This is a genomic window from Nostoc sp. WHI, assembly GCF_015714725.1.
Classification (GTDB): Bacteria; Cyanobacteriota; Cyanobacteriia; order Cyanobacteriales; family Nostocaceae; genus Nostoc.
This window is the reverse complement of sequence record NZ_WBKM01000248.1, coordinates 37114-49641: the sequence shown is the minus strand read 5'-3', so window position 1 is coordinate 49641 and position 12528 is coordinate 37114. Positions and strand designations below refer to the sequence as shown.

Annotated in this window: 12 protein-coding genes; 3 read left to right on the top strand and 9 right to left on the bottom strand. The window is 41.6% G+C overall.

Annotated features, from left to right (window positions below; translation table 11 throughout):
* Nucleotides 1–41 precede the first annotated feature (41 nt).
* Nucleotides 42–425, bottom strand: a complete 384-nt coding sequence (locus F8S12_RS25550) for a response regulator (protein ID WP_196519102.1) — start codon at nt 423–425, stop codon at nt 42–44.
* Between the two features lie 97 nt (nt 426–522).
* Nucleotides 523–2562, bottom strand: a complete 2040-nt coding sequence (locus F8S12_RS25545; RefSeq protein WP_196519101.1) for a GAF domain-containing protein — start codon at nt 2560–2562, stop codon at nt 523–525.
* A gap of 205 nt (nt 2563–2767) precedes the next feature.
* On the opposite strand from F8S12_RS25545, the gene F8S12_RS25540 reads away from it, so the two are divergent.
* A complete protein-coding gene (locus F8S12_RS25540) occupies nt 2768–3031 on the top strand; it encodes a hypothetical protein (protein WP_196519100.1) in 264 nt (87 codons plus the stop codon).
* A 64-nt stretch (nt 3032–3095) separates the two neighbouring features.
* Here F8S12_RS25540 and F8S12_RS25535 read toward each other — a convergent pair whose 3' ends face one another.
* Complete coding sequence (locus F8S12_RS25535; protein WP_196519099.1) at nt 3096–3614, bottom strand: phosphoribosyltransferase; 519 nt, start codon at nt 3612–3614, stop codon at nt 3096–3098.
* 98 nt (nt 3615–3712) lie between these two features.
* On the opposite strand from F8S12_RS25535, the gene F8S12_RS25530 reads away from it, so the two are divergent.
* Nucleotides 3713–5164 (top strand): MFS transporter, encoded by a 1452-nt coding sequence (locus tag F8S12_RS25530; protein WP_196519098.1) that lies wholly within the window; start codon nt 3713–3715, stop codon nt 5162–5164.
* 355 nt (nt 5165–5519) lie between these two features.
* Here the strand turns inward: F8S12_RS25530 and F8S12_RS25525 are convergent, their stop codons facing one another.
* The 6 genes from F8S12_RS25525 to F8S12_RS25500 all read right to left on the bottom strand — a co-directional run bounded on the left by F8S12_RS25525 (nt 5520) and on the right by F8S12_RS25500 (nt 10357).
* Complete coding sequence (locus tag F8S12_RS25525; protein ID WP_196519097.1) at nt 5520–6443, bottom strand: dual OB domain-containing protein; 924 nt, start codon at nt 6441–6443, stop codon at nt 5520–5522.
* Nucleotides 6431–6877 carry a DUF488 domain-containing protein gene (locus F8S12_RS25520; RefSeq protein WP_196519096.1) on the bottom strand — a complete coding sequence of 149 codons (447 nt, stop codon included), beginning with the start codon at nt 6875–6877 and terminating at the stop codon, nt 6431–6433. Before F8S12_RS25520 ends, F8S12_RS25525 begins: the two co-directional genes overlap by 13 nt.
* Complete coding sequence (locus F8S12_RS25515) at nt 6861–7529, bottom strand: DUF488 domain-containing protein (protein WP_196519095.1); 669 nt, start codon at nt 7527–7529, stop codon at nt 6861–6863. The genes F8S12_RS25520 and F8S12_RS25515 overlap by 17 nt, the downstream gene beginning before the upstream one ends.
* Nucleotides 7530–7594: 65 nt before the next feature.
* Nucleotides 7595–8641 (bottom strand): RNA 3'-terminal phosphate cyclase, encoded by a 1047-nt coding sequence (rtcA, locus tag F8S12_RS25510; RefSeq protein WP_196519094.1) that lies wholly within the window; start codon nt 8639–8641, stop codon nt 7595–7597.
* An 81-nt stretch (nt 8642–8722) separates the two neighbouring features.
* Entirely contained in the window at nt 8723–10063 is a 1341-nt protein-coding gene (locus F8S12_RS25505) for an FAD-binding oxidoreductase (protein ID WP_196519093.1), read from the bottom strand.
* 90 nt (nt 10064–10153) lie between these two features.
* Nucleotides 10154–10357: an ABC transporter permease subunit gene (locus F8S12_RS25500; RefSeq protein ID WP_230968268.1), complete on the bottom strand. Its 204-nt coding sequence runs from the start codon at nt 10355–10357 to the stop codon at nt 10154–10156.
* Between the two features lie 106 nt (nt 10358–10463).
* Between F8S12_RS25500 and F8S12_RS40950 the strand changes: the two genes are divergently transcribed.
* Nucleotides 10464–12518 carry a DNA adenine methylase gene (locus tag F8S12_RS40950; RefSeq protein ID WP_230968267.1) on the top strand — a complete coding sequence of 685 codons (2055 nt, stop codon included), beginning with the start codon at nt 10464–10466 and terminating at the stop codon, nt 12516–12518.
* Nucleotides 12519–12528: the final 10 nt, after the last annotated feature.

Sequence of the window (12528 nt, the reverse complement as noted above, 5' to 3'; positions counted from 1 at the left end):
TTCGCAATCTAATATCTCAAATTGGATGATGAACAAGCAGATTAGGTGCCAATAAATTTTCGTACAGCTTCGCGTAATTGTTCAGCATCAAAAGGTTTGATCAGATATTCTGTTGCACCCGCCAGATGCCCCTTCACTCGGTCGAAGGGAGAATCTTGAGATGTCACCATAATCACAGGCAAATGCTGAAACTGGGGCAGACTTCGCACCGTGCGACAAAACTCCAACCCGTTTACATCCGGCATCTGCACATCCAAGAGCAACACTGAAATCGGTTGATAATAAATAATCGACAAAGCATCAACTGCGTTAGCGGCTGTCATCACCTGATAGCCAGGTTCTAACGCTCGTTTAATCAGTTGATGAATTACAGGGCTATCATCAAGCGCGAGAACGATCAGTGAGCTTGTCGTACCATTTGACATACTTTACAAGTCGATGATTGACTCATCGTTGGCGTTTACCCTAGCATTCCCAAAGCAAGACTTCAACGATTGATATTTTGATAACTTTATACACACTTCAACTATTTTTAACCAAAGGCTCAATCGGAATTTGAATCCAGAACTCGCTGCCTTTCCCCAGTTCTGATGAGCATTTCAAAATGCCACCATGTTTTTCAACCACAATTTGATAGCTGATGGACAGTCCCAGCCCGGTTCCCTTGCCGATGGGTTTAGTGGTGAAGAATGGATTGAACAGTTTTTGCAGGGTTGTTTCTGTCATCCCAGAACCGTTATCTCGAATCCGAATCACTACACTATCGGTGTCGGAGGGTTGGGATAGATTAAAATTAGCCGATTTTTGTCTAATGAGTTCTGTGTGAATGGTAATGATCGGATTAGGCGTTTCATCTAAGGCATCGATCGCATTGCCCAAAAGATTCATGAATACTTGATTCAATTGCCCCGCATAACAATCAACAGGCGGTAAATTTTCGTAGGCTTTAATCACCTGAATCTCAAACTTGGCACTGGTTAATTTTAAGCGACTCTTCAAAATCAACAACGTGTTTTCAATTCCTTCATGGATATCTACAGGTTTCATCTCGGCTTCATCCAGGCGTGAGAAATTCCGCAGAGATAGGACAATTTGCCGAATTCGTTCTCCACCCATTCGCATGGACGACAATAGACTGGGCAAATCTTGCGTCAAGAAATCAAAGTCCATCGTCTCCATCTTTTCCTGAATAGCAGCAGTCATATTGGGATAGGTTGCCTGATAAAGACCCAATAGTTCCAGCAAATCCCGCACATAGTCAGTTGCATAAGCAATATTGCCGTTAATAAAGTTGACCGGGTTGTTGATTTCGTGAGCAACTCCGGCCACCAATTGCCCCAGGCTCGACATCTTCTCTTGCTGCACTAGTTGCATTTGGGTTTGCTGCAACTGGCTCAGGGCGTTCCCCAGATAAGTTGCTTGAGTTTGGGCAGCAAAAGCGGTTGCTTGGGTTTGGGCAAGCAGTTCTGCCTGGTCAAGGGCGATCGCCACTTGATCGGTGACAGCTTTGAGTAACCGGACTTCACTATCATTCCATTGGCGAGAACCGCGACAGTGATGGCAAATAATGGCACCCAATTGACCAGAATGGGTTCTTAGTGGCAGCAACAGCACCGAGGTTACTGCCAGTTGGCGCAGCAGGGTGTAATCCTCCGGGGTAAGTGCCACTGAGGTAGCAGAAACATCCTCAATCTTTAGCATATCTAGATTTAAGATGGCTTTTGCCAGAACGGAGCCATGCCCAAGGGGAAGTTCCCCCAGCGCCATGCGGATCTCTGGGTTAGTCGCTTCGTGAGTCACCATAAAATTGAACTGATCTTTGTTGGGCAGACACCACACAAAGTCACAGCGATCAACTTGCAACAGAGTATGAATCTCATTGACCGCCGTTTGTAAAATCGTGTTCAGATCCAGAGAATTACGGATTTGATTTGCCAAATTAAACAAAATTGAATCTTGTTGACCGAGCAATTCCTGAGTAATCAACTGCTGTTTGAGTTGTTTGATTTCAGGGATGATTTGACGCAGCTTTGTGGTGTTGCGCTTTAGCTCCAATTGCACCATGACTTGCTGGGTGAGCGTTTGCAATCCCTTCCGTTGTTTCTGGTTCAGGTCACGCGGTTCGGAGTCCATGACGCAGAGTGTACCCAGGACGCAACCACCAGCCGTTACTAAAGGAACTCCAGCATAAAACCGGATATTAGGAGCATTTAGGACTAAAGGATGGGTGGCAAAGTGGGGATCAGCTAGGGTATCTGGAATCACAAAGACATCTGACTGGCCAATGGTGTAGTTACAAAACGCGAGGTTTCGGCGAATTTCTGTCAATGTGGTGCCGACCTTAGACTTAACCAACTGGCGATCAGCTCCGATAAAACTCATCAGTGCCATTGGAGTTTGGCACAGATCAGCTGCCAGTGCTGTCAAGTCATCCAATGCCTGATTGGGTAAAGTCTCCAAACCCTGAAACTGATACACTGCTTTGAGTCGTGCCAGTTCGTTGGTGCAGGGCATCGTTGTGCAGGAGAGCATGGAATCAAGTAGCAATTCAGGGATTTTCATAGTTTTTTAATTGGGGAGAGAGAATCATTGGAATACAAAACCGGGTTAAAGTTAAAAGTCTTATCATGTAAGGATTTTATTGAGTGGTTGCTTGGCGATTATCCAAGCAACCACTCAACGGAAAAACAAGGGTTTCAGCGCCGAAAACCTTTTGTAGTGCTTATCTAAGGTCACTGATCCCAGTTTTCTGTTCCGATAATACTTAATGCCCCAATCTGGTTATTTAGTTTTCTGGTTTGGTCTACATCATACTCACAAATTTCAAGGGCAGTCACCTATATCTGGGCCATCTGTGACGCACTCCGAGCCGATGGCGACTTTAACGGTATTTCTATCAGTTTCGGCATTAAAAGCGGCTACCAGTTCAGGACTAGCGATCGCAGCTTTCATGCCATTTATGGATGTCGCTTCCCATCAATTCCAACTTATCAATCACAACCGCTACAACCCGGATCATGCCGTTGGTTGATCAAACCTGCTGATGATTGCCGGACGCTTATATCTGTATTAGGTATTTCGGGAAATGGGATGAGTCAATCCAGTTGACTTACTTTAGCTGCCAGTTCTGCGAGGTTCGTCTGCTCGTAGTGTTCAAAGGGTTGATGAATCCAGGGGTTGTCAGATAAGTAATCGACATAATAATCGGGTGCCATAACTGAACAGGCTTTATACCAAAGTACGGCGGTGCGAATTTCCTCAATGGGGGAATCACTATTTTGCTTGAGCCAAGGTATAGTCTGTTGGAGTGTGATCCCAGAATCTACCAAATCATCCACTAGGAGAATGCGCGAACCTAACTTTTCGGCAGTCATCGTCAAGTGGCGGGAGAAAATTAAATTATTTCTTTCTTGCTTGCCACGACCACTGTAAGATGAGGTTGCTAAAATTGCCAGTGGTTGCTGGTATATACGGGAGAGAATATCTCCAACTCGTAGTCCCCCTCTAGCAAGACAGATAATCTGGTTGAATTCCCAACTGGATTGATAAATCTGAATAGCCAGTTGTTCAATTTTTTGGTGATAATCTGACCAAGAAACATAAAGGTCTGGCATAAGTCTAACGGGAGTGGTAGATAGCTAGTATAGAAGGCGATGTCTACGACGGGCTACGCCTACGCAAACTTTATATTTTAGTATGGGTGCAAGTTATTATGAACGATTCTGCTGTTGATGGCGATGCTCAACGAAATCCTCTCAGTAAAAAACTCGACTTTAAAACAAAACTGGCTTACGGTGCAGGGGATTTAGGCCCAGCAATTACTGCAAATATCTCCGTCTTTTATCTGCTGATTTTCTTTACCAATGTCGCTGGTATCCCTGCGGGTTTAGCTGGCAGTATTTTGTTGATTGGCAAAATCTGGGATGGCGTAAATGATCCGCTTGTCGGGTTCCTGACTGATAAAACGAAATCTCGGCGTTGGGGTCGTCGTCTTCCTTGGATGTTTTATGGGGCAATCCCCTTTGGGATTTTCTTCTTCTTGCAGTGGATTGTACCGCAATTTAGTGCAAATCAGAGTGATAATATTGGGCCATTGTTCTGGTACTACGTAGCGATTGGGATAGTATCTCAATCTTTTTACACGGTTGTAAATTTGCCTTATACGGCAATGACTCCAGAATTAACTCAAGATTATGACGAACGCACCAGCCTTAACAGCTATCGCTTTACATTTTCCATTGGTGGTAGCATTCTGTCATTGATTTTAGCGCTAATTATTTTTTGGCAGATTCCCGATCGCCAACAAGCATATCTCGTTTTAGCAGGAGTTTGTACTGTAATTTCGATTTTAGGATTATATTGGTGCGTTTTTGGAGTCCGCGATCGCATCCTGGCTTTTGAAGCCAAACGCATCCAAGTCGAGGAACCTGCATCTCTCCCCTTCTTTGAACAGCTAAAAATTGTCTTCAGCAACCGCCCTTTTCTATTTGTTATTGGTATATATCTTTTTTCCTGGCTAGGTGTGCAGATTACAGCTAGCATTATTCCCTATTTTGTAGTCGATTGTATGCGTCTAAAATTTGAAGACGTACCCCCAGTGCTGATTGCAGTCCAAGGAACTGCTTTGTTGATGCTATTTGTCTGGGAAGCGCTGAGTAAAAAAGTTGGGAAAAAAGTTGTTTATTTTCTGGGAATGAGTTTGTGGATAATAGCCGCCGCCGGACTATTTTTCTTACAGCCTGGTCAAATAGTTTTGATGTATTTTATGGCTGTCATGGCGGGTATTGGTGTGTCCACAGCTTATCTAATTCCCTGGTCGATGATTCCAGATGTGATTGAATTAGATGAACTCCAAACCGGACAACGCAGAGAAGGGATTTTTTATGGCTTTATGGTTTTGCTACAAAAATTTGGTTTAGCTTTTGGGCTGTTTTTGGTGGGAAATGCTTTGCAATTATCGGGTTTCAAAGAATCAGTAGCCGGAAGTCCACCACCCATCCAACCGGAATTGGCACTGTTTGCGATTCGCATTGCCGTTGGCCCCATACCTACAGTTTGTTTGATTTGTGGCTTAGTTTTAACGTATTTTTACCCGATTACCCGCGAGATGCACGCAGAAATCATGCTGAAACTCAAAGAACGGCAAGAGAAGAGGGGGAGTTAAAATAATTCATAATTCATAATTCGTAATTAACAATTCAAGCTCAGAGGTGCATCGACGAAGCTCAGAGGTTTATTAGCAAAGTTCTAATACTTATCCAAGAGGATAATTCACTAGGTGCAAGAGTCTTACACCCGATTGGGAACAGCCACAGCTAACAATACCCAGTCTCTTGGATTTGCGATCGCAAACTGACTTAACCTAAATAAGTAACCAAACAGAATTAATTACATAGTGATTCTTGACCAGACAATAATTTCAGCCCACATTGTGTGTAATTAATTGTGTGCAACTACTTATATGGCCCTAGCAGAGGTAAATTCAAATGCTCTGTTCCATATTTAAGTAAAGAGCTTTACTAGGGAATGTCATTGAAGTCATCATCGTCAGGTTTACTTAATGAAGGGGCATTGGAGAGAGACTGGAGATAGCTCAAGAATTGGGCTAATTCAGTTAAAGTCAAAAGTTGGCGTGATCGTTTATTAAAGTTTTGCTGCAAATACTTACATCCTTGCTCTACATTCAAACCTATTCGCTGCATTTCTCTATCTGTTTGTGCAATTAAATCACTCCTATCAACTAAATCCACAGAATTTTGTTGATTGGCAGATTTAGGAATTTCTATCACGCCTGCTATGAGTTTCCAGGAAGGAGCTTCACCTTCCCAATTCTCAGGTGTCCAAGGCATACCCAAGCTAACCGTTACTAGATACTCACCTGTGGTTTGGTATCCCACTTCCAATTTTGCGACAAATACTGGATCGGTTATATTAGCATCTGTTAACTTTTGACCAGAAGAGGTTTCTAGCGTACCTTTCCACTGTATTACTCCGCCATAACTTCTTTGAGCCTGTACAGAAAAGTTGATAACATGAATTAGTTGTAGTGTACGTCTTTGCTGAAAAGGCAGAGATTGTAGATAGGAAATGTTGACATACTTGATAGAATTGTAAAGAATATGAGGATGGTTCCCACAATAGGGAAATAAATTTGTTGGTATAGCTTTGCCTAATAGTTGCCATTTTCCCGATAGTATAGTGAGATTCTCACTTTCAAACCCGAAGTCTTCACCTGTGTCTGCTAAAGGAATAGCAAGAATATCTAATAATTCCGGTTCTCTCCCATCCACAAGTCGAATGTCTCTCGGAACTCGACCATCATTAGGAAATCGGTCACATACAGGACGAATCCATTGATCTGTATCCAAATCAATCCCCGCAATGTAACGTTCTTTGAGTTTCCAGGAGTTGGCAAGACAAATAATACGCTTCAAAGATGACATATTTTGACATCACCCCATTTGCCATTTAAATATTCTGCCACTAAGCGGCGATGACAGTAATGGGGTTTGGCTTCACTACATAAAAGACATCCGCCATCTAATATATCTGGTTTAACTTTCTTCTCAATTTCTCGCTCGGCCATAAGTTGCAGAAATTTCTGCTCATAAATTACCCAACCACTTTTATTTTTCTTATATTCATCTAAGATATCTTTTGTAGGTGCTAACTCAATTAGGTGAGTGTATTCAATATTGCCAATCTTATTTAGAAAGTATTCTAAATCTGACTTCTTGCTAAATCCTGCTAATTGAGAGACATTATTCAGTCTCGTATCTATGACACGCTTAACGCCGGCCTTAACCAGAGTATCAAAAAATTTTTGGGCGCTTTTTTGAGTAAAGCCAATCGTGAATAAGTTAACGGAATGACTCATTTCCAACTCCTCTTTTTTCTACATAGGCAATTTCATCAGCCTGCAATCTGTAAACCTCTTGTAGTGATTCTTCTTTGGAGGGTAATTTCTTGGGCTGAATATTAGATAGACTATCAGTAAAAAGAGATAATTGAACTGGTGCTGGTACGAGGGCCAATTCCTTGAAGCCATGTTTAGCTAATAGCCTGTCTTCAAGTTCATAATGTGATTCTAAATTGCCATGACTTTTGATATGATTAATTTCTAAATCATGCTGGTTTCGTAAATGTTGGCAGACTAAAATCGCACGATGACAAACTATAGGGTCTTTTTCTGCACACATCAGGGCAACTCTGTGAGTTTTTACACCCTTAAGTACACGCTGAATTCCCTTTCTAAATAGCTCAGTGGCAGCAATCCTTTCATATAAAGCTTTGCCATCAACATAACACTCTGGATTATCTGGTCTAGCTCCCAATTCTTGCCCAAGAAATACATAACTGATATTTTCGCTTAAGAGTGCATTTTTAAGTGTTAATTGGTTAAAGTGAGGTAAATAACGACTATAAGGGTACGACCTTACATCAGCTAGTGCAGTTACATCATACTTTTGCAAAAGCTCTATAAAAGCTTGAATGCTGTGATTAGAGTGACCAATAGTAAATAGTTCCATGAGATCATACTGATTGCTGATTCAATTACCAAAAGTATAGCTTTTACTATAAGTTATAATCTATTTCAACCAGTCAAACGCATCACCGACACTATTTTCTCAACTTCATTTACTGTTATCTGCGCCAGTCCAAACTGTTCAATTACGGCTGCATTTGTCGTCAAATGCCCACTCACCTCAGCCACTCGATACTGACTTTCCTGTGAAGCTAAAGCAGCTGGCAATAATAACTGATCTGCTAAATGTTCATCCACTGGTGCACCTGTTTGATGAAACTTGAGTAGTTGCTGACAAGCAATCTCTGCAACTGTCTCCGCCGACAACCGCAAACGCCCAAATCCACCAAAGCCAGTCAAGCTATTCTGATATTCAGCAGTTAAAAAAATACCCGCCCCTGGTGCCACACCTCTTTCTCGCAAGGTTTGTACAGCAACTTTCAAATGGGCTTCCCTTAACAAACTTTCGGCACGATTCGCCATTCGTTGGGGAATATGCGAAGGCAATTCCGTCACCACTGCTAGTACTCGCACCTGTTGTAAATCTCCCCGTTCCAGCAAGTTGATTTCGTTGAGTTTACCACCGCCATCCACCTGTAATTCTACCTCTCCCCCACCTTGGGGATACCACCCCCAAGCACCTAACTTGACTTTTGCCTCTACTCCCATGCGTTGCAATATCGGCAAATAAACTTGCTCAATGTACGTCACTGTTGGGCTAAAGTTTACATGAGTTCCACCCTTTAGTATTATTTGGGAACTGCCAGTTGCTAGTGCCAGAGGTAAGAGAATTGTCTGTAAAACTAGAGCGATCGCACCCGCAGAACCACCTTGTTGTGCTTTACTAACATCAAAGGTATAAATTCCAGCTTGCACAGCACTACCTGGGATGAATTCCAGCACCATTGAACCCAAAGCATCACCTCGGAGTTGGGCATTACAAATTCTCGCCGTAGCGCGAACTGCTGTTAAGTGTTGTGCTGCTAATCCTGGCTTTTTGCGTCCAGCGCGAATACCTGTAATTAAGATGGGTTGTCCAGTGATAGCGGCTAGACTTAAGGAAGTGCGAAGAACTTGTCCACCTCCTTCTCCGTAAGAACCATCAATTTCAATCATGGGTGATTTTAGGATGTTGTTTTGGGTTCTCCCCCCGGTTTTGGAAATCAAACCACAGATAATATTTAGAATTCAGAATTATTAAATTTTTAATTGGAGAACTTTGCTTTTACCAGGATTCATTAACCCATAAGGGTCTACTATTTCCTTAAATTTTAACTGCTCAGGATCAATAACTTTTCTTCCTCCCTCTTCAATAATATAGGTGTGAGGATTGGCAATCATCACACCCTGTTCTTCGTGATAGCGGATAATCTCGTTGAGACGTTCTTCTGTGGTGTAGCGCACAAGTTGTAAAGCACCAGGAATTACGACACCGTTCACCCGAAAAAATTCCAAATGCATCATTACCTCATCACCAAAATGCTTATACATCTGCTCTACCAGTTGCAGACTTTTATCCACAGGAAACATACTTTGTAAATAGGTAATTGTAGTATCTACACTCCGAGCGTGTAAAGTAGTGTGGTTCCAGGTAAACTCTCCTAAATGTGTAGCTTTTCCTGCTTCCTGCGCTGCTTTTTGATAAGTAATCTGGCCGCCGTATTGCTGCACCAAACCCGGTAAAAATTCCAAACTCGATTCAGCAATTATCAAAAATACTGGGTGAGTACCTTCAGGAATGTACTGTTGTAGGGCGTGAAAGTATTGCGGAATTTGGGATGCAAAGACAGAAATCAACTTCTTAATCATCCCATCAGCATTGCCAAGAGCCTGACCAAACTTTGCTGCTGTCATAAACTCATCAAATGTAACAATGACTTCTGCCCAAGGATAAGCTGGCGCTAAAGGGATTTCTACTTCAGTGATAATACCGTTAATTCCCCAAGCATGATTCACCTTTTGTACATCGTCGCCGCGTAATTCGATGACACGGGGTTCATCTTCTACAGTTACTACTCGTAATGCTAGGATATTACCGCGATCGCCTAGTAACCCATATTGTATCGAGCCAATGCCCCCACTCCCGCCAGCAATGAATCCGCCAATTGTGGCTGTGCGGTACGTCGAAGGTGCCATGCGGATTTCCCAGCCAATTTCTCTGGCTTTTTTATCCAAAGCTGCCAACTTCACCCCAACTTCTACCCGCGCCATCCCCGGTTTCACCCAAGGAATCTCTTGCATCCGCGTCATGTCTAAAATTACGCCACCATGCAACGGTACGCATTGCCCATAATTCCCGGTACCTGCACCCCTGACTGTCACAGGTACACGGTGTTTCGCGCAGGCGGCTGCAACTTTTAAAACCTCTGCTTCATTGGCGGGACGCGCTACAATATCCCCGACTTTTCCCTCTAGTTTTGGCACTAGCACCGGGCTAAAGGTGTGATAATCGTGGGATAATTTTGCGACTTGGGCGGAGTCAGTGATAATTTCTATACTTTCTAGAGAATTAATTAGGGCATCTAATGTTGTCGTCATAGCTTATATCCTTTTTTTAACGCAAAGGGACGCTAAGGAAAGCGCAAAGGTTCGCTGAGGGGTCAACTCTCTGCGTGAGAAAATCTAAACCTAATTCTCTTCTTTAACAGCACTTTCATACCACTTACTTAATATAAAGTCAGAGAAGGTGTTATTTTTTAACCAGAGAATGATTAAAGGTGCGATCGCAATTATCGGAGTTGTTTGTAAAATTACTGCATAAGGAAATAAACTGCGTTCAGTCCATTTACTTTGGGTGAACAAAATTGCAATTAGTAAACCGAAAATTGCCACAGCAATAAAGGGAACGATTGTGATTTGTAATGTAATTAATAGTGAAAAAAAAGTTTAACTAAACCACTTAGTGTTAAAGTAGAGGGTTACATAAAATAGCAAACTTATGAGTAAGCTGATAGCATTCGGTTGGTATGGAGGTAAATACAGTCATCTTGACTGGCTTCTACCACTCTTGTCAACAACTACTCATTACTGTGAGCCTTTTGGAGGTTCAGCAGCAGTTCTAATAAACAAAGAACCATCACCTGTAGAAACTTACAATGATATTGATGGCGAACTAGTTAACTTTTTTCGCGTATTACGGGATGAGAAAAATGAACTCATCAGGGCTATCACTTTCACTCCTTTCTCAAGACGTGAATTTGAACTTGCCATTTCTCAACCAACTAAAGAGTTATCTAATTTAGAGAGAGCTAGGCGATTTTTTGTCCGAGCTAGACAGGTGAGAACAGGATTAGCTCAGACAGCAAGCTACGGTAGATGGGCACACTGTTTGTTAACAAGTCGTGCAGGTATGGCTGGGGCTGTCTCAAGATGGTTAGGAAGTATAGATGACCTTTCTAAAATAGTTCAAAGATTTCAGCGAGTTCAAATAGAAAACTGTCCAGCAATTGAAGTTATTCAAAGATATGACAGCGAAGAAACACTCTTTTACTGTGACCCTCCCTATCCACATGATTCCCGTGGAGACAGTAATGCTTATGGCTACGAGATGACAGATGAAGAACATCGTAAATTAGCTCATGTCCTTCACAATGTCAATGCTAAAGTTGCTATTTCAGGATACGACTGTACGCTGATGGAGGAATTATATGGTGATTGGCGACGTATTCCAGCACCGTCGAAGTCCTGTCACTCTGTCAAAAAGTTACGTACAGAAGTTCTCTGGATAAACTATGACCTAGAATTTAAATTTGTACAAATATCTCAAAGTAAGTCCAAAAAATCTAAAAAAGCTATTATGTCAATGCCTCCAGAGATTCTTAACTCAGCCTTTGATAGAGCATCCGAATACATTAGAATGGGCAATTCAATGATGATTGCTCCAGAAATTATTGATAGAGTTGAATTTGTATGTAGACACCCTCAAAATAAGGCTGGAATAAGGCTTTTATTAGCTTGCTTATTAGCAAAAGTTCATCAACCTCATCTAGATATTCGTAAGCCATTCACTGAAATTGGCACAAAAGATTCTTACTCAGGTCGTTTTTACGATGAATCATACATAGCCTTTTTCATTAATGAACGTAACTTACAAGATGTATGTAATCCAACAACTGCTTTTCTTACACCCGCGCTTCGTACTAAAGCAATGCCTCTAACTTTAGATGCTAAGTTGATAGGAAAACCTCTAATATTATACGAGACTGTTATTCAGCTATTTGACGATGTTTATACAGAGCGTGTAGCAACAGAAGACCTTCTTGTAGAAACTATAAAATGGCTTTTGATTATTAAAAAAGAGAAAGACCAACGAATTCAAAGTCTTATTGCTAATTTAAACACTCTAGATGATCAGGCAATTCCTCTTTCTGCTGAAGCAATTGTAAAACTTATTAGACAGCATTTGGATTGTCCGAGAGCAAGTCGTTTACCAGTACTTATTGTGGCTGCTGCTTATCAATCAGCCTCAGAGCATTTAGGAGAACGATGTTTACCCCTTGAAAGCCACAATGCAGCTGATAAACAAACTGGTTCTTTAGGTAATATTGAAATTAGGCTTATAAATGGTAACAATTTAGTAACCAGCTACGAGATGAAAATGAAACGTATTACTATAAATGACATCAATAATGCCCTTCAAAAAATTACACGAAGAGTAGAAAAAACTGGATATAAAATTGATAACTACATATTTATAACGACTGAAACTATAGATAAAGATGTAGAAGATTATGCTACCAATCTCTATGAAAAGACAGAAGGTATAGAAATTGTAGTGCTTGATTGTCTTGGTTTTTTACGGCATTTTCTGCACTTATTTCATCGCTTACGGATGCAGTTTGTGGAGGAATATCAAAAGCTTGTGCTTGCAGAACCCGACAGTGCAGTTAGTCAACCCTTAAAGGAGGCTTTTTTAGCATTACGCCAAGTTGTTGAAAGCGTTGAAGTGGAAATAAACTCAGATGTTGAGACTGAATTAGATACTCCACTTTGAAAGGTAGCTA